At 68.2% G+C, this 24,685-nt stretch carries 22 protein-coding genes; 6 read left to right on the top strand and 16 right to left on the bottom strand.

What is annotated here, in order from left to right:
• Positions 1-35: 35 nt before the first annotated feature.
• The 5 genes from QRN21_RS06230 to QRN21_RS06210 all read right to left on the bottom strand — a co-directional run bounded on the left by QRN21_RS06230 (position 36) and on the right by QRN21_RS06210 (position 6,113).
• Positions 36-965: an aldose 1-epimerase family protein gene (locus QRN21_RS06230; protein ID WP_285363430.1), complete on the bottom strand. Its 930-nt coding sequence runs from the start codon at positions 963-965 to the stop codon at positions 36-38.
• Positions 965-2,488, bottom strand: a complete 1,524-nt coding sequence (gene araA / locus QRN21_RS06225) for an L-arabinose isomerase (RefSeq protein ID WP_285363429.1) — start codon at positions 2,486-2,488, stop codon at positions 965-967. Before araA ends, QRN21_RS06230 begins: the two co-directional genes overlap by 1 nt.
• A 48-nt stretch (positions 2,489-2,536) precedes the next feature.
• Positions 2,537-4,138, bottom strand: a complete 1,602-nt coding sequence (locus QRN21_RS06220; RefSeq protein ID WP_285363428.1) for a xylulokinase — start codon at positions 4,136-4,138, stop codon at positions 2,537-2,539.
• Positions 4,135-4,854 carry an L-ribulose-5-phosphate 4-epimerase gene (locus tag QRN21_RS06215; RefSeq protein WP_285363427.1) on the bottom strand — a complete coding sequence of 240 codons (720 nt, stop codon included), beginning with the start codon at positions 4,852-4,854 and terminating at the stop codon, positions 4,135-4,137. Before QRN21_RS06215 ends, QRN21_RS06220 begins: the two co-directional genes overlap by 4 nt.
• Before the next feature lie 245 nt (positions 4,855-5,099).
• Complete coding sequence (locus QRN21_RS06210; RefSeq protein ID WP_285363426.1) at positions 5,100-6,113, bottom strand: LacI family DNA-binding transcriptional regulator; 1,014 nt, start codon at positions 6,111-6,113, stop codon at positions 5,100-5,102.
• A gap of 57 nt (positions 6,114-6,170) precedes the next feature.
• On the opposite strand from QRN21_RS06210, the gene QRN21_RS06205 reads away from it, so the two are divergent.
• Complete coding sequence (locus QRN21_RS06205) at positions 6,171-7,016, top strand: NAD-dependent epimerase/dehydratase family protein (protein ID WP_072591960.1); 846 nt, start codon at positions 6,171-6,173, stop codon at positions 7,014-7,016.
• Between the two features lie 467 nt (positions 7,017-7,483).
• The gene (locus QRN21_RS06200; RefSeq protein WP_187250684.1) at positions 7,484-8,221 is read left to right on the top strand and encodes a hypothetical protein; all 738 of its coding nucleotides are present in this window, start codon (positions 7,484-7,486) and stop codon (positions 8,219-8,221) included.
• Positions 8,222-8,270: 49 nt separating this feature from the next.
• Here the strand turns inward: QRN21_RS06200 and QRN21_RS06195 are convergent, their stop codons facing one another.
• A complete protein-coding gene (locus QRN21_RS06195; RefSeq protein ID WP_053097877.1) occupies positions 8,271-9,293 on the bottom strand; it encodes a LacI family DNA-binding transcriptional regulator in 1,023 nt (340 codons plus the stop codon).
• 192 nt (positions 9,294-9,485) lie between these two features.
• Here QRN21_RS06195 and QRN21_RS06190 point away from each other — a divergent pair, with 192 nt between their 5' ends.
• From QRN21_RS06190 to QRN21_RS06175, 4 genes are all read left to right on the top strand, one after another.
• On the top strand, positions 9,486-10,784 hold the full coding sequence (locus QRN21_RS06190) for an ABC transporter substrate-binding protein (protein WP_072591962.1): 1,299 nt from the start codon (positions 9,486-9,488) through the stop codon (positions 10,782-10,784).
• A 70-nt stretch (positions 10,785-10,854) separates the two neighbouring features.
• Positions 10,855-11,760, top strand: coding sequence for a carbohydrate ABC transporter permease (locus QRN21_RS06185; protein ID WP_053097880.1), 906 nt, complete (start codon positions 10,855-10,857; stop codon positions 11,758-11,760).
• Positions 11,761-11,765: 5 nt separating this feature from the next.
• Positions 11,766-12,656 carry a carbohydrate ABC transporter permease gene (locus tag QRN21_RS06180; protein ID WP_082297903.1) on the top strand — a complete coding sequence of 297 codons (891 nt, stop codon included), beginning with the start codon at positions 11,766-11,768 and terminating at the stop codon, positions 12,654-12,656.
• Positions 12,653-14,521 (top strand): glycoside hydrolase family 127 protein, encoded by a 1,869-nt coding sequence (locus QRN21_RS06175; RefSeq protein WP_372984118.1) that lies wholly within the window; start codon positions 12,653-12,655, stop codon positions 14,519-14,521. The genes QRN21_RS06180 and QRN21_RS06175 overlap by 4 nt, the downstream gene beginning before the upstream one ends.
• Before the next feature lies 1 nt (position 14,522).
• Here QRN21_RS06175 and QRN21_RS06170 read toward each other — a convergent pair whose 3' ends face one another.
• From QRN21_RS06170 to QRN21_RS06125, 10 genes are all read right to left on the bottom strand, one after another.
• Complete coding sequence (locus QRN21_RS06170) at positions 14,523-14,807, bottom strand: WXG100 family type VII secretion target (protein ID WP_285363424.1); 285 nt, start codon at positions 14,805-14,807, stop codon at positions 14,523-14,525.
• Positions 14,807-15,307 carry a hypothetical protein gene (locus tag QRN21_RS06165; RefSeq protein ID WP_285363423.1) on the bottom strand — a complete coding sequence of 167 codons (501 nt, stop codon included), beginning with the start codon at positions 15,305-15,307 and terminating at the stop codon, positions 14,807-14,809. Before QRN21_RS06165 ends, QRN21_RS06170 begins: the two co-directional genes overlap by 1 nt.
• A complete protein-coding gene (locus tag QRN21_RS06160; protein WP_285363422.1) occupies positions 15,304-16,617 on the bottom strand; it encodes a putative T7SS-secreted protein in 1,314 nt (437 codons plus the stop codon). The genes QRN21_RS06165 and QRN21_RS06160 overlap by 4 nt, the downstream gene beginning before the upstream one ends.
• Entirely contained in the window at positions 16,617-16,907 is a 291-nt protein-coding gene (locus QRN21_RS06155; RefSeq protein WP_053097891.1) for a type VII secretion target, read from the bottom strand. Before QRN21_RS06155 ends, QRN21_RS06160 begins: the two co-directional genes overlap by 1 nt.
• Positions 16,908-17,073: 166 nt before the next feature.
• The gene (locus tag QRN21_RS06150; RefSeq protein ID WP_072591968.1) at positions 17,074-18,111 is read right to left on the bottom strand and encodes an ABC transporter permease; all 1,038 of its coding nucleotides are present in this window, start codon (positions 18,109-18,111) and stop codon (positions 17,074-17,076) included.
• Positions 18,108-19,175: an ABC transporter permease gene (locus QRN21_RS06145; RefSeq protein ID WP_053097897.1), complete on the bottom strand. Its 1,068-nt coding sequence runs from the start codon at positions 19,173-19,175 to the stop codon at positions 18,108-18,110. Before QRN21_RS06145 ends, QRN21_RS06150 begins: the two co-directional genes overlap by 4 nt.
• The gene (locus QRN21_RS06140) at positions 19,172-20,779 is read right to left on the bottom strand and encodes a sugar ABC transporter ATP-binding protein (RefSeq protein ID WP_053097899.1); all 1,608 of its coding nucleotides are present in this window, start codon (positions 20,777-20,779) and stop codon (positions 19,172-19,174) included. The genes QRN21_RS06145 and QRN21_RS06140 overlap by 4 nt, the downstream gene beginning before the upstream one ends.
• 86 nt (positions 20,780-20,865) lie before the next feature.
• Positions 20,866-21,861, bottom strand: a complete 996-nt coding sequence (locus QRN21_RS06135; RefSeq protein WP_053097901.1) for a substrate-binding domain-containing protein — start codon at positions 21,859-21,861, stop codon at positions 20,866-20,868.
• 180 nt (positions 21,862-22,041) lie between these two features.
• On the bottom strand, positions 22,042-23,589 hold the full coding sequence (locus QRN21_RS06130; protein ID WP_056280582.1) for a sugar ABC transporter ATP-binding protein: 1,548 nt from the start codon (positions 23,587-23,589) through the stop codon (positions 22,042-22,044).
• Positions 23,586-24,605 carry a LacI family DNA-binding transcriptional regulator gene (locus QRN21_RS06125; protein WP_285363421.1) on the bottom strand — a complete coding sequence of 340 codons (1,020 nt, stop codon included), beginning with the start codon at positions 24,603-24,605 and terminating at the stop codon, positions 23,586-23,588. The genes QRN21_RS06130 and QRN21_RS06125 overlap by 4 nt, the downstream gene beginning before the upstream one ends.
• Positions 24,606-24,685 lie beyond the last annotated feature (80 nt).

Raw genomic sequence — 24,685 nt, 5'->3', positions numbered from 1 at the left:
ACCGTGCCGCGAGCGACTCGGCCGGCCGCCACGCGTCAGACGGCGGCGATCCGCCAGGATGCTGCGTGCGTCGCGCCGGGTTCGAGCACGACCAGGTCGGTCCCCGAGTTGAACGCGTCCGGCGGACAGGTCATCGGCTCGACCGCGAGGCCGATGCGATGGATCGCGTCGATGCCGGGGTTGTCGGCCGTGTGCACCTGCACCCACGGGCAGCGCTCGTCGAAGGTCATGACGACGCCGCTTCCGGCATCCGTCACCACCCGCACCTCGGCGACTCCGCCCTCGCGGGCGAGGCCGGAGAACGCGTGGTCGATGAAGACGTCGGCGATCGGGCGCGCAACGCGGAAGTCCCACTGCGGATGCGCGGACACTCCCTCGAGCGCCACCGGGCTCAGCCGGTCGTCGGTGACGGTCAGCACCTCGGATGCCGGCAGGGTCAGCGTCCAGTCATCGACCCGACCATCGGGTCCGGCGACGAGATACGGGTGCGGCCCTGTGCCCCAGGGCGCGGCATCCGTCCCGAGGTTGCGCGCGGTGACGGTCTGCTGAAGGCCGTCGCCGTCGATGCGGTACTCGGTCTCCACCTCGACGCGGAACGGATAGCCGGTCTGCGGCTCGATCACGGCCGCGAGCACGACGCGGTCGTCGAGCACCAGTCGGTCTTCGAACTCCGCCCAGGCGAGCAGCCCGTGCAGCGCCTGTCCGCGGGCGGGCTCGGTGAGGGCCAGCTGATGCTCGGCGCCGCTGAACGTGTAGCGACCGTCGGCGATGCGATTGGGCCACGGTGCGAGGGTGGTGCCGCGGTATCCGGGCCGCACCTCGTCGGCGTCGAAGGGCACGACCAGGTCGCGTCCTTCGAATGCGAGCAGGCGCAGCGAGGCGCCGACGCTCGCGATCACGGCTTCGTATCCGTGCCCGGTGATGCGCAGCTGACGCCCCGAGCGCGGCCGGCCGGCTCCCGTCATCACAGCCCCTGCGCGAGTCGGTAGTAGGCCTGGTTCCAGCGGACCTGCTTCTGGAACTCGGGCAGGGTGGTCGCATCGTCGATCACGAGCAGCTCGACCTCGGCCATCTCGGCGAAATCGCGGAAGGCCTCGAGCCCGACAGCGGTCGACATCACCGTGTGGTGCGCAGCACCCGCGGTCAGCCAGGCGGCGGCCGAGGTGGTGAAGTCGGGCTGCGGCTTCCACACGGCGCGGCCGACCGGCAGCTTCGGCAGCGACTGGCGCGGGGGCACGTTCTCGACGACGTTCGCGGTGAGGCGGAAGCGGTCGCGCATGTCGCTGAGGGCGACGACGATCGCGGGGCCGGGGTCGGCGGTGAAGACCAGGCGCACCGGGTCTTCCTTGCCGCCGATGCCGAGCGGGTGGATCTCGAGGGTCGGCTTCGCCGTCGTGAGCGAGGGCGAGACCTCGAGCATGTGCGCCCCGAGGATCAGCTCGTCGCCGGGCGTCATGTCGTAGGTGTAATCCTCCATGAGGCTCGCCCCGCCGGGCAGGCCCGCGCCCATGACGTTGGCGACGCGCACGAGGATCGCGGTCTTCCAGTCACCCTCGGCGCCGAAGCCGTATCCCTCGGCCATCAGACGCTGCACCGCGAGGCCCGGCAGCTGCTTCAGGGCGCCGAGGTCTTCGAACGAGGTCGTGAAGGCGCCGAAGCCGCCCTCTTCGAGGAACGCCCGCAGACCGATCTCGATCGCGGCCCCGTCGCGCAGCGACTGGTGGCGGTCGCCACCGCGACGAAGCTCCGGCACGACCTCGTACAGCTCTTCGTACTCGGCCACGAGGGCGTCGATCTCGGAGTCGGATGCCGCGGCGACGGCATCCGCCAGGTCGTTCACGCCCCACGTGTTGACCTGCACGCCGAAGCGCAGCTCGGCCTCGGTCTTGTCGCCCTCGGTGACCGCGACGAAGCGCATGTTGTCGCCGAAGCGGGCGAGCTTGAGCGAACGGGATGCCGCGAGGCCGGCGGCCGCACGCTGCCACGTCGCGATCTCCTGGCACACCCGCGGGTCGCTCGCATGACCGACGACGGTCTTGCGCGGCACGCCGAGACGCGTCTGGATGTAGCCGAACTCGCGGTCGCCGTGCGCCGCCTGGTTCAGGTTCATGAAGTCGAAGTCGATGTCGGCCCACGGCAGCTCGACGTTCGCCTGCGTGTGCAGGTGCGCGAGCGGCTTCTGCAGCGCGTCGAGACCGGCGATCCACATCTTCGCGGGGCTGAAGGTGTGCATCCATGCGATCAGGCCGATGACCCGGTCGTCGGCGTTCGCCTCGAGGGCCGTGCGCTTGATGGCTGCGGCATCCGTCAGCACCGGCTTCCAGACGATGGTCACGGGCACCTCGCCGGCCTCGTCGAGGATGCGGGCGATCTCCTGCGACTGCTCGGCGACCTGCGCGAGCGTCTCGGGGCCGTAGAGGTGCTGACTGCCGGTGAGGAACCAGACCTCGTAGCCGTCGAGCGAAGTGGTGAGCGGGGTGCGGGGCATGAGAGTCCTTGGGTGTTCCGGTGTCGGCGTGAAGAGTGCGCGTGGGGGTCAGAGAGCGGTGGTCGCGGCGGCTTCGATCGCGAGGCCCGCGCGATAGCGGTCGAGGTAGGCGGCGAAGCCGGCGACGTCGGCAGGGTCGGGGTCGGCGACCGCGAGGGATGCGGAGGCGAAGACGTCGCGCTCGAGGTACTCCCCCAGCGACGCCGTCTCGGAGTGCGCGAGATACGACGCGAGCACCGCGATGCCCCACGCGCCGCCCTCGGAGGCGAGCTCGCCCACCGCGACGGGAGCGCCGAGCGCTCCGGCGAGGAAACGCTGCGCGACCCCCGCGGTGCGGAACATGCCACCGTGCGCGAACATGCGGTCGAGTTCGACTCCTTCGGCGGCGAGCACCTGCATCCCCAGCGCGAGCGTGCCGAACACGCCGTACAGCTGCGAGCGCATGAAGTTCGCCAGCGTGAAGGCGCTGTCGGGGGTGCGCACGAACAGCGGGCGCCCCTCGGTGAGGCCGGCGATCGGCTCGCCCGCGAGGTGGTTGTAGGCCAGCAGGCCGCCGGCATCCGCCTCTCCGTCGAGAGCCTCACGGAAGAGGGTGTCGAAGACCGCGTCATCGCTCAGCGGCTGCCCCGCGGCGGCGGCGAAACGGGTGAAGAGCCCTGCCCAGGCGGCCAGTTCGCTCGCGCCGTTGTTGCAGTGCACCATCGCGACGGCGTCGCCCGCGGGTGTCGTCACGAGGTCGAGCTCATGGTGCACTTCGGCGAGCGGGCGCTCGAGCACGACCATCGCGAAGATGCTGGTTCCGGCCGAGACGTTGCCGGTGCGCGGCGACACCGAGTTCGTCGCGACCATGCCGGTGCCCGCGTCGCCCTCGGGCGGGCAGAGCGGGATGCCGGGGGGCAGCGCGCCCGACGGATCGAGCAGGGCCGCGCCCTCGGCGGTGAGCGTCCCGGCGGCGGCGCCGGCGGGAAGGACGGTCGGGAGCAGGTCCTTGGCTGCGGCGGGAAGACGGTCGGCGGCGAGGGCGTCGTAGGCCTGTAGCATCCGCTCGTCGTAGTCTCCGGTGGCCGAGTCGATCGGGAACATGCCGGAGGCGTCGCCGACGCCGAGAACGCGCTCGCCCGTCAGCCTCGTGTGCACATAGCCCGCGAGGGTGGTGACGAAGTCGAGCTGCGGCACGTGCGCCTCGCCGTCGAGCACCGCCTGGTGCAGGTGCGCGATCGACCAGCGCAGGGGGATGTTCACGCCGAGCAGGTCGGTCAGCTCGGCCGCCGCGGCGCCCGTGTTGGTGTTGCGCCAGGTGCGGAACGGCGTGAGCAGCTCGCCCTGCGCATCGAACGCGAGGTATCCGTGCATCATGGCCGAGATCCCGATCGCGCCGAACGTCTCGGGGCGCACGCCGTGGCGCTCGTCCGCGTCGGCGACGAGACCGGCATATGCCGCCTGCAGGCCTGTCCACACTTCGTCGATCGCGTAGGTCCAGAGGCCGTCCTGGAGGCGGTTCTCCCACGAGAACGACCCGGTCGCGAGCACCTTGGTGGCGTCGGATCCGATCAGACAGGCCTTGATGCGCGTGGAGCCGAGCTCGATGCCGAGGCTCGTGCGGCCGGCGAGGATGTCGTCGCGGGCGGTCGTGCGGGTCGTGTCGCTCATCGTCGGGCGTCCGAGTTCTGTCCGTAGACGTTCTGGTAGCGGGTGAAGAGGCTGTCGATGGCCTCCTGCGGAATCGGGATCAGCGGTCCGGCCTCGCGGGCGTAGTGCACGGTGCGGGCCACGTCTTCGACCATGACGGCGGCCTTCACGGCATCCTTCGCGTCGACTCCGATGGTGAAGGGACCGTGGTTCTGCATGAGCACCGCGCGGCTGCGGTGACCCGAGAGCGTCTGCACGATGCCGCGGCCGATCGAGTCGTCGCCGATGATCGCGAAGGGACCGACCGGGATAGGACCGCCGAACTCATCGGCCATGGCCGTGATGACGCAGGGGATCTCTTCGCCACGGGCTGCCCACGCGACGGCGAACGTCGAGTGCGTGTGCACGACTCCGCCGACGTCGGGCATGTGGCGGTAGACGTATGCGTGGGCGGCAGTGTCGCTCGAGGGAGAGCGGTCGCTGCCCGGAGTGCCGGGGATCACGGCGCCGTCGAGGTCGCACAGGATCATGTTCTCGGGCGTGAGGTCGTCGTAGCTGACGCCCGACGGCTTGATCACGAACAGGTCGGCTCCGGGCACGCGGCCCGAGACGTTGCCGCCGGTCCAGACGATGAGGTCGTAACGGACCAGTTCACCGTGCAGACGGGCGACATCCTCGCGGACGGCCTGGATGGACGCGTCGATCTCAGGGGAGAAGACGGGGGCTTCGTTGCTCACGGATACCTCAGGGTCGGCGGTGGTCACTGTGACCGGTCACAGAAGTGTGTCACGGAGGTCGGCGGACCGTCAAGACACCGGCGACCGTTCGGCGCCGCCGTGTTCGGGGCCACTTTCGCATCTCCCGGCTCGTGCGGGGTCACTTTCGCATCGGATTCGGCGTATTCACGTGCAGAACTGACCCCGCACCGCGCCGCACATGCAGAACTGACCCCGCACCGCGCCGGCACACACCCTGGCGCCGTTCAGCGCGGCGGCGCCACCGAATCGCGGGTCACGAGCACGGGTGCCACCGGCGCGAGGTCGGATGCCGCGGCTCCGGCACTGCCCGCCAGCACCGCCGCCACCGCACGACGCGCCAATTCCGAGAAGTCCTGCCGCACGGTCGTGAGCTTCGGCCAGTAGTAGGCGGCATCCGGAGTGTCGTCGAACCCGACCACACTGATGTCTGCCGGCACCGAGAGCCCGACTTCCTGCAGACCGCCGAGCAGACCGAGGGCCATCTGGTCGTTCGCTGCGAATACCGCTGTCACACCCGAGTCGCGCACGGCGCGAGCCGCTGCATAGCCCGAGCCGGCGGTCCAGTCGCCCTCGATGACCGGTCCGGCGGCGAGTCCTCGTGCGGCGAGCTCGACCCGGAACCCCTCAGCGCGGGACTCGGCCTCGAGCCAGTCGGCGGGGCCGGCGAGGTGCGCGATGCGTGTGTGCCCGGCGTCGGCGAGTGCCGCGACGGCGAGTCGAGCCCCGGCCTCCTGATCGACCGAGAGGCCGCGCGCGCCGCGATCGGCTGCGTGCAGGGTGACGACGGGCACGCCGATGCGCACCGAGTCGAGCGCGTCGAGGGTGTGGGCGTGAGGCGCGACGACGACGATGCCCTCGACTCCCTGCATGACGAGGTGGTCGACCGCGGCGACCACGGCATCCGTGTCCCCCGCATCCGCGAAGGCCGCACTCAGCCAGTAGCCGACCTCGCGGGCCGACGCCTCGAGCGCTGCGATGCTGCGCGACGGGCCATAGTGCAGTGCGTCGGTGGCGAGCACCCCGAGCGTGCGGGAGCGGCGGGTGCCCAGCGCTCTGGCCGCGTTGTTCATGCGGTAGCCGAGTTCCGCCATGGCGGCGATGACGCGTTCGCGAGTCTCGGCGGCGACCTCGGGGTGGTCGTTGAGCACGCGCGACACCGTCTGCCGAGACACCCCTGCGCGCACGGCGACGTCGCGCACGCCGACGGTGCGGCGGGGCTCGCTGCTCGTGTCACTCACGCCGACGAGTGTATGCCGAGCGGCCCCGGCGCCTCGTCTTCGTGCCACTCTGGTGACATGCGCATCGCACTCACCGGATCATCGGGCAAGCTCGGCAGCGTCGTCGCGCGGGAGCTCCGCGCTCACGGACACGAGGTCATCGGCATGGACGTCTCAGGCACCCGCGGCCCTGACTTCGTGCAGGTGGACCTCACGGACTACGGCCAGGTCGTGGATGCTTTCACGGCCGTCGGCGACCGGCACGACGGCATCGACGCCGTGGTGCATCTCGGCGCCATCCCGGCGCCCGGCATCCGCAGCGACGTCGCCACCTTCCACAACAACATGCCCGCCACGTTCAACGTCTTCTGGGCGGCGGTGCGCCTCGGCATCCGCCGTGTCGTCTACGCCTCGAGCGAGACCGTGCTGGGCCTGCCATTCGACGTGCCGCCGCCCTACGTGCCGGTCGACGAGGACTACCCCGCCCGCCCCGAGTCGGTCTACTCGCTCGTGAAGACCCTCGAGGAGCAGCTGGCGAGGGAGCTCGTGCGCTGGCATCCCGACCTGTCGATCACCGCACTGCGGTTCTCGAACGTGATGAACCCCGAGGACTACGCCGAGTTCCCCGACTTCGACGCCGATGCGCTGCGCCGTAAGTGGAACCTCTGGGGATACATCGACGCACGCGACGGTGCGCAGGCGGTGGAGCGTGCGCTCGAGGTGGCGGCACCCGGGTTCGACAACTTCATCATCGCGGCGGCCGACACGGTGATGACGCGTCCGAACGCCGAGCTGCTCGCCGAGGTCTTCCCCGATGTGCCGGTCGCCCGCGAGTTCGGCCCGAACGAGACGCTGCTGTCGATCGACAAGGCCCGCCGCGTGCTCGGGTTCGATCCGCAGCACTCCTGGCGCGACGACGCCTGACCCTGTTCGACACGATGCTGGGCAAGCAACAAGTCGGTCGCTTCTGACGAGCCGCTGCCGATAATGGAATCCCACCATATCGGCCGTCAGCTCGTAGTCTCACCCCATGAAACAACGTAGTTTCGTTCGTATAGGCATTTCTCTCGCAGCGGAATTACCGGTGAAGTTGTGCTCGCCGATAACGTATTAGGTCAGTACATCTGCACAAAGCGGATGCCGGCAGTCGCGCGATGCGATCAGGCCAGTCTGATATTCAATATTCGTTCGTCATGGCTGCAGGCACGCACATGGGGATGGAGCGACGGACAACTGGCAAATGCACGCCGGAACGTCCTTTGCCATGAGATTGGGCACGCCGTCGGTCTTTATCACGAGACCGGCGTCGGAGGATGCATGGATTCCACTCTATCGACGCAAGTCTTTTACTATCCACAGCACCACGTTGATCACATCAACGTTGCGCATTGATGAAGACAGGACCGATCATGAACGCACAACGCAGTCGACGATCGCATGTAAGCCTGATACTGGTGCCGGCACTGGCGCTGCTGCTGACCTCGTGTGCCACGGCACCGGGAACCGACCCGGCAGCGGCATCTGTCACGCAGGACGCAACACAATCTGACGCCGCCGAGATGCTTCTGTCTCTCGACATCAGTGCCGTCTCGACGATCGTCTTCCAGAACACGACAGACCTCGGCCATCGCTCCGCGGCTGTGGTCACCGGTACCGTGCATCGCTGGCTCGCGGGAGACAAGGTCACCACCGCCACCGGAACCCCCGTCGGCGCAGCACTCCTCGCCGAAGTCGAGGTCATCGAGGTCACTGAGAACGGCGGGTCACCGCTTCAACCGGGAGACATCGTCTACATTCCCGTGACCTCTCCATCACTGGATCCTCAGGAGGTCGCAGATGCGTTGCCTCGCGACCTCGACGTGGTGGCGTATCTCGACGATGCGTTGACGGACGAAGAGCTCCAGGTATCCGAGGAATATCGAGTCGAGCCAGGCGACGCTGAGGCGGCAGGCAAACCCCGATGGCCCCTCCTGAGCCCTCAAGGATTCATCGTCACGAACCCGTCCGACCCTGGCGAACAGATTTGGCCCTTTCTGGGAGCGCGGGCAGCGGGGAAACTCACCGACGTTCTTCCTGGAGGACGGTTGGATGGTCTGACGGAGGAGCAACGTAAGCTCGTCATCGGCTGATAGACGGCGCGACCACGCCTGAACTAACTCCGGCACGCGCGAGCGCCCCTCAGCGCCGGGCGATGGTCGATCCGCGGATCACGAGCCGCACCGGCAGGTGGTGCGCGCCTTCGCCGATGTCGATGCCGTCGATCGCATCGAACACCCGCAGCGCCGCCTGACGACCGAGCTGCTGCAGGTTCGCGTCGATGCTGGTGAGCTCGGGCCGGGCGTTGGTCGCGAGCACTTCCCAGTTGTCGTAGCCGATCACCGCGAGGTCGTCCGGCACGGTGCGGCCGAGATCGCGGGCCGAGTCGAGCACACCGCGAGCGATCTGGTCGGATCCGCAGAACACGGCGTCGATGTCCGGATGCCGCTGCAGCAGCATCGCCGCGGCATCCCGACCCCAGTGCTCGGTCCACTCCGAGAACATCGGCTCGCCCACGAGTTCGAGACCCGCCTCGCCGAGTGCTGCTCTGGCGCCGGCGAGGCGGTCTTGGGCTGCGGCATAGGTCGGGTCGCCCGAGATGTGCGCGATGCGCCGACGTCCGCAGGCCAACAGGTGCTCGATCGCGAGACGCCCGCCCGCGTAGTTGTCGGGGGTCAATGAGAGGTCGCGCGGGTCATCCGAGGGGGCGTACGCGTAGACCACGGGCACGGGGATCTCCTGCCCGAGCGAGGGGCGCGGATCCGTCTGACGGCCGACGACGATGATGCCGTCGACCCTGCGGCTCAGCAGCTCCTTCAGGTGGTGCTGCTCACGGATCGCGTCACCTCGCGCATCGCACAGGAAGACGTTGATGCGACCTGCGCCGAACGCATCCTCCGCGCCCATGAGGATCGGCAGCATGAAGCGGCCCTCGAGGTCGCTGGTGAGAAGGCCGACCGTGCCGGTGCGCCCGGCGAGGAGTCCTCGCGCCATGGCATTGGGGGTGAAGGACAGCTCCTCGGCGATCGCGCGCACCTTGGCGCGGGTGGCGACCGATACGTCGCCCCGATCGTTCAGCGCCTTGGATGCGGTCGAGATCGAGACTCCGGCGCGCGCGGCGACGTCACTGAGGGTCGCAGCTCGTGCTCCAGTCGTATCCGTCATCCCACTCCTTCGTGCTGAAAGGTTATCGGAACGAGGGTTGACGCGCCCTCCGAAACCACGCTATACCTTTTCGAAAGGGTTTTCGTAACTTTCGAAGAACCTGATCTTCACCCTCATCTCCACTCCCGGCGCTGCACTGCCGAAGCGCCACACCGCACCCGCTCGAGGACGAGCCCAGAGGAGCCCCCGCCCATGAACACCATTCGCACCCACGCCGCACGTCGGGCAGCAGCCGCCGTCATCGCGGCCGGCCTGCTCGTCGGCGGACTCGCCGCCTGCGCACCCGCCGGCGATGACGCCGCCTCCGACGAGCCCATCCCCGCCGAAGGCACCGACGACGGCACGACCCTGACACTGTGGACCCGCGCGCCGATCGAGCGCCAGGCCAAGCTGCTCGTCGACGCCTACAACGACAGCCACGAGAACCAGGTCGAGCTGACAGTCGTGCCCAACGACGACTACGTCGCGAAAGTCGGCGCCGCCGCAGGGTCGAGCGGCCTGCCCGACCTCTTCGCCGCCGACATCGTCTACGTGCCGAACTGGGCGCAGCAGGGCCTGTTCCAGGACATGTCCGAGCAGATCGACGCCCTCGACTTCAAAGACGAGATCAACCCCGGGCACCTGTCGGCCGGCACCGTCGACGGCGCCGAGTACGTGCTGCCGTTCGCCCTCGACCTCTCGATGCTCTTCTGGAACAAGGAGCTCTTCGCCGAGGCCGGCCTCGACCCCGAGAAGGCGCCCGCCACGCTCGAGGAGTTCGCCGAAGCGGCCATGGCCGTGCAGGCGCTGAACAAGCCGGACACCTACGGCACCGCGACCGGCCTCAACTGCGGTGGATGCCTGGTCTTCACCTGGTTCCCCTCCATCTGGGCATCGGGCGACGAGGTCATGAGCGACGACGGCACCGAGTCCCTGCTCGACGGCGACTCGGCTCAGGCCGTCTACGACACGTGGGCAGGCCTCGAAGAGGCGGGTGCGGTTCTCCCGAGCTCGACCGATGAGGCTGGCCCCACCTGGACCGCCGCGTTCAGCGAGGGCAAGGTCGGCGTGATGCCGTTCCCCGCGACGCTGCTCCCCTCGCTCGAGTTCGACGCGGGAGTCGCCGGCATCCCCGGTGTCGACGGCGGCGCCTCGACGTTCGTCGGCGGCGACGGCATCGGCATCTCGAAGGACTCGAAGAAGGCCGCGCAGGCCTGGAACTTCCTCAACTGGATGATGTCCGAGGACGCCCAGGTCGAGGTGCTCGCGAAAGACGGCAACGCCGTCTCCCGCGGAGACCTGGCCGACAACGAGTATGCGGCCGCCGATCCCCGACTGGTGACGATCAACGAGGTCGCAGCCCAGGGCGACACCCCGGTGGCCCTGAACTTCCAGCAGGCGTTCAACGCCCCGGGCAGCCCGTGGCTCACCCTGGTGCGCAACGCCGTGCTCAACGGCGACGACTCGGTGCCCGCCGACAACGAGGAGATCACGGCGATCCTGTCGCAGTGATCATGCGGGGGCGGTGCGCCGCGTCGCCCCCGCATCCCCCCTCGTCAGTCCCCCATCGAAAGAGAACGTGATGACCCAGGCCACACTCCCGCTGCATCGCCGCAGACGGCGCACCGCCTTCGGCGGCCCGGTGCAGGGCTGGCTGTACGCGGCCCCCACGGCGATCTTCGTCGCCCTGCTGTTCATCGTGCCGCTGGTGCTGGTGCTGCAGATGTCGGCCTCGGACTGGCCCCTGCTGAGCGGCAACCAGGGAATCAACTTCCCGGAGAACTATGCGGATGCCGTCACGCACCGCCTCTTCTGGGATTCGATCCGCTTCACCCTGCTCTACACCGTCATCACGACCGTGATCCTGATCGGACTCGGGCTCGGCCTGGCCCTGCTCGTGCAGGAGTCCACCCGCTGGAAGGGGTTCCTGCGCACGGCCTTCCTGATCCCCAGCGCGCTCGGCCTGGCATCCGCGTCACTGCTCTTCTACGTGCTGTACTCCCCCATCGCCGGCCCGTTCGCGAACCTCATGAAGTCGTGGGGCATCACGTTCCTCGGCACGCCGGAGGGCGCACTGTGGTCGACCATCTTCCTGATCGTCTGGCGATACGCGGGCTTCTACATGCTGCTGATGCTGGTGGGCCTGCAGGGAATCCCGGATGACGTCTACGAAGCCGCCCGCATCGACGGCGCGAACCGCTGGCAGACCTTCCGCGACATCACCGTGCCGCTGCTCAAGCCGACCTTCGCGCTCACGACAGTGATGTGCGTGACCGGGTCGCTGCTCGCGTTCGAGCAGTTCTACATCCTCACCAAGGGCGGCCCCGACAACAGCACCATGACCGTCGTGCAGCTCATCTACAACGTCGCATTCCAGGGGCAGAACAGCCTCGGCATCGCCGGCGCCCTCTCGGTGATCGTGCTGCTCGCACTCATCGTCATCAACGTCTTCCAACTGCGCGCGTTCCGCCGCACGGATGAGAGCTGAGAATCATGTCCCAGACGCTGACGCGCACGATCGTCGCTCCGAACCATCAGCCGACCCCGCCGCGCTATCGCTCGAAGGCCGCTCGCGTCGTCCTCGGCATCCCGTACTGGGTGTTCACGACCGCGCTGGCCGTGATCTTCCTCTATCCGCTCATCTGGACCGGCGTCTCGTCGGTCAGCCCGATGGCCGGCACCAGCCAGACCGACGGCTGGGGCTTCGGCAACTACGCGGCCCTCGGCGAATACCAGGCCGGCATCTGGGTGTATCTGGGAAACTCGCTCTTCGTCTCGGTGCTCACCGTCGCGCTCACCCTGTTCATCTCGCTGCTGGGCGGATACGCGTTCGCGCGCTTCTCGTTCCCCGGCAAGAACGCACTGTTCCTCCTCACCCTCGCCATCCTGATGGTGCCGTATGCGACCCTGCTCATTCCGCTCTACGTGATCCTCAATGCGGTCGGCCTGCAGAACTCGCTGGTCGGCGTCGCGCTGGTGATCACGATGTTCCAGCTGCCGTTCTCGATGTTCATGATGCGCATCTCGTTCGAGTCGATCCCGCGGGAGATGGACGAGGCGGCGATGGTCGACGGATGCTCGAGCTGGGGCGCCCTGTGGCGGGTGCTGCTCCCCGCCGTCAAGCCCGGGCTCGTGACCGTCGGGCTGTTCGCGTTCCTCACCGCCTGGAACGACTTCATGGCACCGCTGATCCTCATCAACGACACCAACCGTATGACGCTGCCGCTCGCGGTGGCGAACCTCCGCGGACAGGTGCAGGGCGTCGTCGACTACGGCGCCACCGAGGCGGGAGTCGTCGTGCTGGCGCTCCCCTGCATCCTGCTCTTCCTGATCCTGCAACGACACTACGTGCGCGGCTTCATGTCCGGCGCCTTCAAGGGATGACCATGTTCGACACCACTGCACCGGCCGCCCCGGTGGTTCCCACGCACGGGCGTCTGCGCCCGCTCGGCCTCGACGAGGTGCGCATCACCGGAGGGTTCTGGGCCGACCGCCAGGCCGTCAACGGCACTGCCACTCTCAGCCACATCGAGTCGCGACTCGAGTCCGAGGGATGGCTGCCCAACTTCGACCTCGCCGCCGCCGGCACGCTGCCGGACGGGCGTCGGGGACGCGAGTTCGCCGACTCCGAGATCTACAAGTACCTCGAGGCGCTGGCGTGGGAGATCGGGCGGACGGATGCCGCAGCCGACAGCGACCTCGAGCAGCGATTCCGCCGGGTCGTCGACCGGGTCGCCGCCGCGCAGGAGCCCGACGGGTACCTCAACACGATGTTCGGCCGCGAGGGCCAGGACGAACGCTGGTCTGCGCTGCAGTGGGGGCACGAGCTGTACTGCCTCGGGCACCTGTTCCAGGCGGCCGTCGCCCGGGTGCGCACGAGACCGGATGCCGACGACGGTCTGATCGACATCGCTCGGCGCGCCGCGGATCTCGTCTGCCGCGAGTTCGGCGTCGACGGCCGGGACGCGATCTGCGGCCATGCCGAGGTCGAGGCGGGGCTCGCCGAGCTCGGCCGAGCGCTCGGTGAGCAGCGCTACATCGATCAGGCCGCGCTGTTCGTCGAGCGGCACGGTCGCGGGTCGCTCGGCGAGATCGAGTGGGGGCGCAGCTACTTCCAGGACGACGTGTCGGTGCGCGACGCCGAGGCTCTTCGCGGGCACTCCGTGCGGGCGAACTACCTGTCCTCCGCCGCAGCCGACGTCGCCGCCGAGCTCTCCGACGACTCGCTGCTCGACGCCCTGCGGTCGCAGTGGGATCGCACGGTCGAACGCCGCACCTATGTGACGGGGGGCCAGGGGTCGCACCATCAGGACGAGGCCTTCGGCGACGACTGGGAGCTGCCGCCGGATCGCGCCTACTCCGAGACCTGCGCCGGCATCGGGTCGATCATGTTCTCGTGGCGGCTGCTGCTCGCGACCGGTGAGGCGCAGTACGCCGACCTGATCGAGCGGACCCTGTTCAACGTCGTCGCGACCTCGCCCGGTGACGACGGGCGCTCGTTCTTCTACGCCAACACCCTGCATCAGCGCACGCCGGGGATCCCGGCGGATCCGGATGCCACGTCGCCGCGCGCCTCGTCATCGCTGCGCGCGCCGTGGTTCGAGGTGTCGTGCTGCCCGCCGAATGTGGCGCGCACGTTCGCGAGCCTCTCCGCGTATGTCGCGACGGCCGATGATGACGGCGTGCAGCTGCATCAGTACGCACCGTCGACCGTGCGCACGACACTGCCGGACGGCCGGATCGTCGCGTTCGATGTCTCGACGGACTACCCGGCGAAGGGCGATGTTCGCGTCACGATCACCGAGGATGCCGAGTTCACACTGACGCTGCGAGTGCCGTCGTGGGCATCGGGAGCAACGGTGCGTGTGCACAGCGGGAATGAGGTCACGGAGCTGCCTGCACCTCCGGGTGCGGTCGAAGTCGCTCGTGCGTTCCGCGTCGGCGACATCGTCGAACTGAACCTGCCGATCGTGGCGAGGACCACATCACCGCATCCGATGGTGGATGCCGTGCGCGGCAGCGTCGCGATCGAACGCGGCCCCGAGGTGCTGGCACTCGAGTCGATCGACCTCGGCGGCGACATCGGCGACGCGGTCGCGGCCGGGGAGCCCGTCGAGCGCGACGGTCACGTGGTGCTGCCGGTGCGCCACCGCTCGACCGGCGAGACGGTCGACGCCCCCTTGATCGCTTATCACGACTGGGCGCGGCGCGGTCCGTCGACCATGCGGGTCTGGATTCCGACGGTGTGATTCAGCTCCAGAGGTCGGCGACGTGAGCCTCGGCCTCGCGAGTGCGTGCTTGCGCGCGGGCGGCCGCAGTGGCGGCGCTGGTGAGAGCGGTCTGCATGTCGCCGGCACACTCGTTCCATTCGCGGTGAGCGCGGGAGTAGGCATCTTGGGCGGCCCCGGTCCACAGGCGCCTCAGCCCGGTTGCTTCGGCGTCCAGGTCGTCGAGGAGCGCTCGGATATGCTGCGCGGTGTCGGCCAACGTCGCGATCGACTGGGCGAGCGGTTCGTGCTCGACACGGATGCGCATCAGCCGGCGCCCTCTTCGGATTCAGGTTTCGGCCAGCTCAGGTGCAGATCGCGGAGCTCGTAGGGCTGAGACACGTCGTCGGTGAGGAAGTACGTGTAGAAGACGACCGCCGCCTCGTCGGCGGTGAAGACCTCGTGCGGGTAGACCGTGGTGCGGTGGCGACCGTCGTCGTAGTGGATCACCTCGGTGGGCTCGCCTGTGCGGTCGCCGCCGGGCTTGCCGATCGCGTACTGGCGGGGAGTGCCGTCGGCCTCGATGCGGCGCACCTCCAGCGCCAGCGCCTCAGCGGTTCCTGCGCACTGCACGTACTCCTCACTGAACGGGATGTCCTCGAGGAGGTCCGCACCTTCGGGCGCACGCCACAGACTGTAGGACCAGAACGTGGATCCGTTCATGCCCTTCAGTGACGCCCGCAGTTGCTCCGGGTACGGGCGGACGTAGTCGACGAAAGGGCCACGGCTCTCACCATTGATCTGGTCGATATGCGTAGGTGTACTCATTTCACAGTCTCCAGGACCACTCGGGTGATCTGTATCGTCTTGCCGTTGAGGGTGGCGGTCGCGGGGCGTTCGGGACTGACCGTGCTGTCGAATCCCTTTTGGGCTGCGTCACGGCTGCCGGTGCCGCCCTTGACCTCGATGCCGGTGTATGTCCCATCGGCATTCTCGTAGAGGCCGTCGTAGTAGCGGTGTTGATCTGACGTCGCGTCGGGCTTGTGACGGTACCCGTCGATGGTCGCACGAACTTTGTCGTGGATGACCTCGACGCTGCGTCTGTCAGCGACTCGATCCAACCCGATCTTCTCGGTATCGACCCAAGGGCGTTGCCCGTCGCCGTTCCAGTGGCCCTTGATGTCACGGCCCCCGTGTTCGGGGTGGGGTGGCGGGCGCTCCACGATGCGGATCGCATCATCCCCGGTCGCCTCGTTCATCCATCGCGTCCCGGCGTGCCCGGCAGCGGCGAGGCCTGCGCCCGCGACACCCACGCCGGCCCAGGCGAGGCCGGCACCGGGGACGCCTCCAACTCCGGTGATCGCGAGGGCACCTCCGCCGCCGATCATCGTGCCGCCACCGACCACGAGCGCGACTCCGCCGAGGAGTTCGAGGAGGATGTCGGGGTGGTCGATGAGCGCGTTGCCCATCGAGGCGATGAAGTTCAGTTGCTCGATCGCCGGGTTGAGTACGGCGGTCTCGAACATGATCGAGCCGATCGCCCCGACGACTGCCCAGTTCGTCGCGCCTTCGGCCTGCTTCGGCGTCTGCAGGGGCGCGGCATCCGCCGCTGCGTGGATGGCGTTGGCAGCGTCGACGGCGTAGCGATCCAGCACACCCCGTGCGTTCGTCAAGACGTCGACCGCCTGCGCGCGCAGGTCCGCGCCGCCGTCGACGAACGGGACGTCGAGTTCGACGTGTCGCAGGTGAAGGTCGCGTTCCAGCTCACGCACCTTCACCTGGTGCTCCTGGCGTGAGGCGATCGTCGCTGCTTCGGCCTGCTCCCACAGGTCGATGGCGCGTGCGGCTTCGTCCTGCGCCCATCGCAGAGCATCGCCATAGGCCGACAGAGCGGCGGCGCCACTCATCAAGTACTCGCCGCACCTCTGCCACGACGACCGCACGTATTCCGCCCGCTCGAGGTACTTCTCATACGGGTACCCCGTCCACGCGGAATCGACCTCGAGGCCCCGCAACCCGTCCCGAAGGGCAGTGGCGGCCTCGGACCGAGACCGCCACGCGGACGCGACCGTATGCGCTGCGGCATACGAGCCCGGTATCAGCGCGACCGGGTCGTTCGTCATCCCCAGCTCGGACATCAGTAGTCGCTCTCGGCCCAGATCATCTGGTCGAGTTCGCTGCTCGACGCCTCATCGCCCCGGTCGAACACCTCGGCCGTCTGCCGCAGGTTCTCCGCCACCATGTCGACGTCCGCGAGACGGCGCCCCAGTGCCGTCGTCCATGCGTCGCCGAATCGCGCCACCGCTGCGGTGATCGAGCGTGCGCCCAGCCCGGACGACTGCGCGACCACCGCCGAGCCGAAGTCGCCCCGCAGACTGGCGGCCTTCGTCGCGAAGGCGCGCAGCTCGTCGGTCTCCACATCCGTCATCGCACGCCATCGGTCACGAACGACAACGTTACGTCTTCATATGAAGACATAACCGACATCCGCAGCTCGAATACCGGTGTTCCGAGATGGGACCTTCACGGTGCTCAGACATGCGAATGGCCCCACCTCGGTGCGAGATGGGACCATTCAGGCGACGGAGCGGAAGCTACTCCCGTTTGCGTGTCACCGCCCGCTGCAGCAGCACGAACACGAGCAGGATGCCGCCCGTGATGATCGTCGTCATCTCGGGCGGGATGCCTCCGTCACGCGTGATGAGCACGTTCATCAGACCGAGCACCAGCGCACCGACGACCGAGCCGAGCACGTATCCGTAAGCCCCTGTCAACACGGTGCCGCCGATCACTGCCGCGGCGATCGCGTCGAGCTCCCACCCGATGCCGGTGATGTTCTGAGCGGTGCCGAGTCGTGCGGTGTAGAGCACCGCCGCGAGACCGGCGAGACCGCCGCTGATCACGTAGACGAGCACCTTGGTGCGCTGCACGGGCAGACCCATGAGCAGCGCCGAGCTCTCCGATCCTCCGATCGCGTACACGGTGCGGCCGGTGCGCGTGCGGTGCAGAACGAAGAACGCGGCGGCCACGACGATCACCGCGATGAGCACTGCGGGGGTGATCACGAGGTCGTTGACCTTCGGGCCGTCGATGATCTTCAGCTGGGTGCCGATCCAGCGGATCGGCGACTCCTCACCCAGCCGCTCGGGCTTGGTGCTGAGCAGCGAGGCGAGGCCCCGACCGAGGAACATCATCGCCAGTGTCGCGATGAAGGGCTGCACGTCGAAGTACCGGATCAGCACTCCCGAGACGATGCCGAAGAGCACGCCGATGCCGATCATCGCGACGATCACGGCGAAGGCGTTCCAGCCGGCGTTCGAGAGCATCACACCGGCGACCGACGAGACCGCGATGATCGATCCCACCGAGAGGTCGATGCCGCCCGTGAGGATCACGAAGGTCAGCGCGACCGCGAGCACGATGAGGTGCGCATTGTTGATGAGCAGGTTCGACAGCGTGTTGAACTGCAGGATGCGGCCGTAGGCCACCTCGCCGAAGATCACCATGCCGACGAAGATGACCACCGAGGCGATCGTCGGCAGCACCGAGGGGTTCGCCGTGATCATGCGTCGCAGACGGTCGGCGACGCTCTCCGTCGCCTGAGGGGCCGGAGGGGCGGTCATGACGCTCATGCGGACACCTCTTCTTTCGCGATGATCTGTTCGACCGGGCGGGCTCTGCGTCGCGTCCGGAACCAGCTGCGCACGCGCTGCGACTGCAGCAGACACAGCACGACGATCACGATGGCCTTGAACGCCGGGGTCGCCGACGACGAGACGCCGAGATACAGCACGGTCTTGTCGAGCGTCGCGATGAGCAGCGCGCCGACGAAGGCGCCGCTGAGTGAGAACTTGCCGCCCGCCAGCGATGCCCCGCCGATGACGACCGCGAGGATCGCGTCGAGCTCGAGCTGGTAGCCGGTGCGGGAGATGTCGACGGTCATGACGCTGCCGACCGACATGATGCCCGCGATCCCGGCGAGGATGCCGCTCATGATGTAGGCCGTGAGCAGCAGTCCCTTCGGCTTGATACCCGCCATGCGGCTGGCCCGGGGGTTGATGCCGATCGCCTCGATCATGAGGCCCAGCGCGCTGCGCCTGACCACCCAGCCGACGGCGATCACGATCAGCACCGCGAGGATGAACACCACGGGGATGCCGATCACGAAGCCGTTCGCGATCCACCGGAACGCATCGTTGGATGCCGTCGTGTTCTGCCCGCCGGTGATCACCTTGGCGATGCCTCGGCCGGCGAGCATGAGCACGAGCGTGGCGATGAAGGGCTGCAGGCCGACATAGGCGACGAGGACGCCGTTGACCGCCCCCAGGATGCCGGTGATGACCAGCGCGAGTCCTACCGCGGCGAGCGCTGCGCCGAAGGAGTCGCCTGCGGCGCTGAGGAACTCCATCGAGACCGCTCCGGCGACGGCCATCAGAGATCCGACCGAGAGGTCGATGCCACCGGTGGCGATCACGAGCGACATCCCGATCGCGATCATCATGATCGGCGCCGCCTGGCGCAGGATGTCGATGAGGTTGCCGACGAGGTTGCCGTTGTTGGGGTTGATCGAGAGCGCGAGGTACGTCGGGTCCTTGATCACGTTCAGGGCGAGCAGCGCGAAGATCGCGACGATGCCCCAGAAGAACGGCTTGTGGATCAGGTCCCGCCAGATGGTGGTGCCGGCTGACGCGGTCATCGCGCTGCCTCCTTGTCGGTCGTGGGGGCGATGCTATCGGGCACGGCGCCGTCGGTGTCGTCGAGCGTCTCGGCAGCGGCCTCGACTCCGTGAGCGGCGATCACATCGACGATCACCTGCGCGGTGACGTCCGGTCCGTTCTGGATCTCGCCGATCTTCCGGTGGTCCTTCAGCACGACGATCCGCTCGGAGAGGCGCACGACCTCTTCGAGCTCGGAAGAGATGAACACCACGGCGACGCCGTCTTCGGCGAGCTCGGCCACCGCCTCCTGGATCTCGGCCTTCGCACCCACGTCGATGCCGCGGGTCGGCTCATCGAGGATCAGCAGCTCGGGCTGCGTGGCGAGCCAGCGGCCGAGCAGCACCTTCTGCTGGTTGCCGCCGGAGAGGTTCTTGATCATCCGGTCGGGGTCGGCCGGACGGACGTTGAACTGCGCGATGTAGCGGTCGACGATCGCATCCTGTTCCTTGCGGCTCATGGGACGCGCCCATCCGCGCTCCGCCTGCACGGCGAGGATGATGTTCTCGCGCACGGTCAGGTCTCCGATGATCCCCTCGTCGCGGCGGTTCTCGGTCGAGAAGGCGATCCGACGAGGCAGCGCATCGGCGGGCGACTTGAGGTCGACCCGGCGTCCATGCAGCTCGATCGTGCCTTCGTCGGTGCGGTCGGCGCCGTAGAGCAGTCGGGCGAGCTCGGTGCGCCCGGAGCCGAGCAGCCCGGCGAACCCGATGACCTCGCCGGGGCGGATGTCGAGGTCGGTCGCCTCGACCGCTCCGCGGCGTGCGATTCCGGATGCCGCGAGCAGCGGCTTCTCATCGGCCTCGCGTGGCGCGCGGCGGCGGTTGCCTCCGAGCGACTTGAGCGCATCGAGGTCCTTGCCGATCATCTTCGAGATGAGAGCGTGGCGGTCGAGGTCCCGGGTGAGGTACTCACCCTCGTACAGTCCGTTGCGCAGCACCGTCAGGCGGTCGCTGATCGCGTAGACCTGATCGAGGAAGTGCGAGACGAAGAGGATCGCGACCCCCTGGTCTCGCAGTGCCCGGATCACGGTGAAGAGGCCTTCGACCTCGGCGGCGTCGAGGCTGGAGGTCGGCTCGTCGAGGATGAGCACCTTGGCCTTGATCGCCATCGCGCGGCTGATGGCGACGAGCTGCTGCAGCGCGATCGAGAGGGTCGAGAGCGGCCGGCGGGTGTCGAGGTGCCCCAGGCCGAGTCGGGAGAGGGCGTCGGTCGCAGCGCGGTGGGTGGCCGTCCAGTTGATGCCGAACACACCTCGCGTCTCATGACCGAGCATCACGTTCTCGCCGATCGAGAGGTTGGGGGCGAGGTTGACCTCCTGGTACACCGTCGAGATCCCGGCATCCTGCGCGTCGCCGGCGCCGCCGAAGCTGCGCTCCTGCCCGGCGACGACGATCGACCCGGAGTCGATCCGGTAGACGCCGGTCAGGGCTTTGATCAGGGTCGACTTGCCCGCGCCGTTCTCGCCCATGAGCGCGTGGACCTCGCCCTGGAACAGCCGGAAATCGACCTTGTCGAGGGCTTTCACGCCAGGGAACTCGATCGAGATCCCACGCATCTCGACGATGGGCAGTGCTTCGTTCATCGGTGTCTCCTCCTCCGGAAGAGCCCGGGCGGTGCGGCTGTGGCGGCACCGCCCGGGCTCACTGGCTGATCGCTCCGGCGGCGGGGTCAGTACTTGCGGTCGGCGAGCACGGCCTGTGCCGCCTCTGCGGAATCGAACGCCTCGCTGGGGACGACGATGTACGAGTCGACGTCTTCACCCGCGAGAGCCTTCTCGACGACCTCGAGGGCCGTCTCGCCGAACAGCGGGTTGTACTCGTGCACGTAGCTGAGCTGGCCGTCGGCGAGCGCCTGCATGGCGTTCTTCGTGCCGTCGATCGTGGCGATCTTGACGTCCTCGCCCACCACCAGGCCGGCTTCCTCAGCGGCCTGCGCAGCGCCGAGACCCATCTCGTCGTTCTGTGCGAACACGAGCTGGATGTCGTTGTTCGAGGACTTGAGCATCGTCTCGAAGACGCTCTTGCCCTCTTCCGCCGACCAGTTCGCCGTCTGCGCGTCGAGCTTGGTGAGCGACGAGTCGCCGAGTCCCTCGTCGAAGCCGGTGTTGCGCTCGTTCACGACGCCGACGCCGGCCGGGCCCTCGAGCACGACGTAGTTGCCTCCGTCGGGGAACGTCGCCGCAGCCCAGGTGCCGACCTCCTTCGCGACCTCGACGTTGTCGGGAGCGATGCGGGTGACGTACAGGCTGTCGTCGTCGGGCTCGATGCCGCGGTCGAGCAGGATGACGGGGATCTCCGCCTCCTGTGCGCGCTTGAGCGAGTCCTCCCAGCCCGAGGCCTCGGTGGCCGAGAGCAGGATCACATCGACGCCCTCGTCGACGAACGACGTGAACGCGTCGATCTGCGACTTCTGGTCGAGGTTGGTGGCGGGTGCGTACTTGAGGTCGTATCCGGCTTCCTCCGTGAAGGTGTCCTGGATGTTCTGCTCGTTGGCCTCGCGCCATGCACCCTCGGGACCGACGGCCACGAAGCCGACCGTGGTGACGTCGTCGCCGTCGCCACCCCCGTCGCCCGAGTCGCCGGTCGAGCAGGCCGCAAGGCCGATGGTGAGTGCGCCGACTGCTGCCAGGCCGAACGCGATGCGAATGCGCTTCTTCGCGGACATTTCTTCTCCTCGTTGAGATGCCGGTGGTCACTCCGGCGGTGGTGGACCAGTCATGGTCCGATCGTGATTGCAGGACACCTGCATCGCATGTCCTGCGGTGATGTTACCGGGAACAATTTCTGGAACACAAGAGGTCGAACGAAAATCAACGATGCATGAAGGGAAAGATCTTGTTACCGATCACAGCTCGACGCTGTGACTGAGCTCAGCCGCGATCATCTCGACCACGGTGTCGACTGTCACACCGGGACCGTTGCTGAGCTCGCCGATCTTCTCGCGGTCCTTCAGCACGATGATGCGATCGCTCAGCCGCACCACCTCTTCGAGTTCGGACGAGATGAAGACCACGGCCACTCCGTCACCGGCGAGCTGGCTGATGCGTCTCTGGACATCGATCTTCGCCGCGATGTCGATCCCCCGAGTGGGCTCGTCGAGGATCAGCACGTGCGGACGCACCGCCAGCGCACGGGCCAGCAGCACCTTCTGCTGGGTTCCGCCCGAGAGCAGGCCGACCGGGCGGTCGAGGTCGGCGGGATCCAGATGCAGGGCCTCGACGTACGTCTCGACGAGTCCCCGCGACTCCGCGTGCGAGAGCGGACGAGTCCACCCGCGCAGCGCCTGCAGCGACAGGATGATGTTCTCGCGCGCCGTGAGCTCGCCGATGATGCCCTGCGTCCCCCGGTTCTCGGCCGACAGCGCGATCCGGTGTCGCAGCGCCGCCGACGGGCTCCGCAGCTGCACCCGTTCGCCGTCGACCCAGAGCTCGCCGCTGTCGGCCCGCGCCGAACCGCTGAGCAGCGACGCGAGCTCGGTGCGCCCGGAACCCCGCAGCCCCGCGAGGCCCACGATCTCTCCGCGTTGGATCTCGACATCCATCTGCTCGAGCTCACCGCGTCGCCCCACACCGGACGCCTGCATCGCGGGCTCTCCGTCGTACGCGTAGTGGTGGGCCTTGCGCTCAGAGCCGAGCGCTCGGAGGCTGTCGATGTCCTTGCCGAGCATCTTCGAGATCAGGTCGGCCCGGTCGAGGTCTCGCGTCGCATACTCCCCCACGCGCCGCCCGTTGCGCAGTACGGTCATGCGGTCGCTGATCGCGAACGCCTGCTCGAGGAAGTGCGAGATGAACAGGATCGCGACCCCCCGCTGCCGCAGACCGCGGATGACGCGCATCAGGGTCGCGACCTCGGCGACGTCGAGGCTGGAGGTGGGCTCATCGAGGACGAGCACCCTCGGCTCGTCGACGACCGCGCGCGCGAGTGCGACGAGCTGCTTCTGCGCAGGCGTGAGCAGCGAGAGCGGCGTCTTCGGATCGAGGCCGTCGAGCCCGAGTCTGGCCAGCGCCTCCGCGGCATCCGCTCTCGTCCTCCGCCAGTCGATGCCGAACCGTCCTCGGCGCTCCCGCCCGAGCATCACGTTCTCCGCGACACTGAGATTCGGGCTCAGCTGGGTCTCCTGGAACACCGTCGCGATCCCCGCCGCTCGACTGTCGGCGACCCCCGAGAACCGACGGGGCTCGCCGTCGACGAGGACCGTGCCCTCCTCCGGCGCGAGGGTGCCGGTGATCACCGCGACCAGGGTGGACTTGCCGGCGGCGTTCTCGCCCATGACGGCATGCACCTCGCCGGGGAACAGCCGGAAGTCGACGTCGTCGAGCGCGCGCACGCCGGGGAACTCGACCGTGATGCCCGCAAGCCGCACGACCGGCGCGGGGCCACGGTCGGAGGTCATCGCACCTCCCGAGGTGCGGCCGATGAGCCGCGGGCGACGAGCTCGGTCGGGATCCGGGTGAGCGTGGGGATGTCCCGCCCTTCGATCGCCGCGCGCAGCATCTCGACCACCGCGACGCCCAGCGCCCCGAAGTCCTGGCGCACCGTCGTGAGCGGCGGGATGAAGTGCCGCGCCAGCGGGATGTCGTCGAAGCCGATCACGCTGAGATCCCGCGGCACCTCGAAGCCCCGGTCGTGCAGACCGTGGATCAGCCCCATCGCCATGTCGTCGTTCGCGGCGAAGATCGCCGTGTAGTCGGGCAGCCGCGTGAGCCCCTTCGCGAAGTCGTAGGCGAAGTCGGCCGACCAGTCGCCGACGACGATGGGCCGTTCGCGGATGCCCCACGACTTGGCCCGCGAATGGAAGGCCCGCTCCCGAGCCCTCGCGTCGAGCCAGTCGAGCGGACCCGAGAGGTGCAGGATGTCGCGGTGGCCGAGCGCGACGAGGTGGTCGACCACGGATGTCGTGCCCGCATGCTGGTCGATCGACACGGTGAGGAACGTCGGGTCGGCGTCTGCCTTGACGACCAGCATCGGCACCGTGATGGCGATACGGCGCAGCGCCGCCACGGACGACGAGCGGGGCGCGATGACGCAGAGCGCATCGACTCCCTGGGTCACGAGATTGTCGACCGCCTCCTGCGGAGACAGCGGGTCGCCCTCGTGCAGAGCGATCGGCGTGACGGAGTATCCGGTGGCACGTGCGGAGAGCTCGACCGCTCGCAGGATGCTGGTCGGACCGTGCGCCACCGCGCTCTCGACGATCACGCCGATCCGGCGGGTGCGCTGCGTGGCGAGAGCCCGCGCGACGAGGTTCGGGCGGTAGTCGAGCTCCTCGATCGCCTCGAGCACGCGGCGTTTCGTGTCGGGTTTGATGTTCGGGTGATCGTTGAGAACACGCGAGACCGTCATGTGCGAGACGCCCGCGATGGTCGCCACCTGACGGATGTTGGGCTTGTCTGAACCGACGTTCGCCATGCACACCTCCGTCGGCCGAGCCTCGGAGAATGTTACCGAGAACAACCCCGGTGGTGCAATGGATCCCGCGGCAGCGGCAG

The sequence above is a fragment of the Microbacterium sp. LMC-P-041 genome, from assembly GCF_030209555.1.
Taxonomy (GTDB): Bacteria; Actinomycetota; Actinomycetes; order Actinomycetales; family Microbacteriaceae; genus Microbacterium.
This window is presented reverse-complemented; position numbering and strand designations above follow the sequence as displayed.

Excerpts from the sequence above, each read along its gene's own strand:
- QRN21_RS06165 (WP_285363423.1), bottom strand. The coding sequence starts at position 15,307 with ATGAGTACACCTACGCATATCGACCAGATCAATGGTGAGAGCCGTGGC.
- QRN21_RS06195 (WP_053097877.1), bottom strand. The coding sequence starts at position 9,293 with ATGACGGATACGACTGGAGCACGAGCTGCGACCCTCAGTGACGTCGCC.
- QRN21_RS06200 (WP_187250684.1), top strand. The coding sequence starts at position 7,484 with ATGAAGACAGGACCGATCATGAACGCACAACGCAGTCGACGATCGCAT.
- QRN21_RS06170 (WP_285363424.1), bottom strand. The coding sequence starts at position 14,807 with ATGCGCATCCGTGTCGAGCACGAACCGCTCGCCCAGTCGATCGCGACG.
- QRN21_RS06185 (WP_053097880.1), top strand. The coding sequence starts at position 10,855 with ATGACCCAGGCCACACTCCCGCTGCATCGCCGCAGACGGCGCACCGCC.
- QRN21_RS06220 (WP_285363428.1), bottom strand. The coding sequence starts at position 4,138 with ATGAGCGACACGACCCGCACGACCGCCCGCGACGACATCCTCGCCGGC.
- QRN21_RS06150 (WP_072591968.1), bottom strand. The coding sequence starts at position 18,111 with ATGAGCGTCATGACCGCCCCTCCGGCCCCTCAGGCGACGGAGAGCGTC.
- QRN21_RS06145 (WP_053097897.1), bottom strand. The coding sequence starts at position 19,175 with ATGACCGCGTCAGCCGGCACCACCATCTGGCGGGACCTGATCCACAAG.
- QRN21_RS06180 (WP_082297903.1), top strand. The coding sequence starts at position 11,766 with ATGTCCCAGACGCTGACGCGCACGATCGTCGCTCCGAACCATCAGCCG.
- QRN21_RS06230 (WP_285363430.1), bottom strand. The coding sequence starts at position 965 with ATGACGGGAGCCGGCCGGCCGCGCTCGGGGCGTCAGCTGCGCATCACC.
- QRN21_RS06190 (WP_072591962.1), top strand. The coding sequence starts at position 9,486 with ATGAACACCATTCGCACCCACGCCGCACGTCGGGCAGCAGCCGCCGTC.
- QRN21_RS06135 (WP_053097901.1), bottom strand. The coding sequence starts at position 21,861 with ATGTCCGCGAAGAAGCGCATTCGCATCGCGTTCGGCCTGGCAGCAGTC.
- QRN21_RS06175 (WP_372984118.1), top strand. The coding sequence starts at position 12,653 with ATGACCATGTTCGACACCACTGCACCGGCCGCCCCGGTGGTTCCCACG.
- QRN21_RS06205 (WP_072591960.1), top strand. The coding sequence starts at position 6,171 with ATGCGCATCGCACTCACCGGATCATCGGGCAAGCTCGGCAGCGTCGTC.
- QRN21_RS06140 (WP_053097899.1), bottom strand. The coding sequence starts at position 20,779 with ATGAACGAAGCACTGCCCATCGTCGAGATGCGTGGGATCTCGATCGAG.
- QRN21_RS06130 (WP_056280582.1), bottom strand. The coding sequence starts at position 23,589 with ATGACCTCCGACCGTGGCCCCGCGCCGGTCGTGCGGCTTGCGGGCATC.
- QRN21_RS06125 (WP_285363421.1), bottom strand. The coding sequence starts at position 24,605 with ATGGCGAACGTCGGTTCAGACAAGCCCAACATCCGTCAGGTGGCGACC.
- QRN21_RS06160 (WP_285363422.1), bottom strand. The coding sequence starts at position 16,617 with ATGTCCGAGCTGGGGATGACGAACGACCCGGTCGCGCTGATACCGGGC.
- araA (WP_285363429.1), bottom strand. The coding sequence starts at position 2,488 with ATGCCCCGCACCCCGCTCACCACTTCGCTCGACGGCTACGAGGTCTGG.
- QRN21_RS06155 (WP_053097891.1), bottom strand. The coding sequence starts at position 16,907 with ATGACGGATGTGGAGACCGACGAGCTGCGCGCCTTCGCGACGAAGGCC.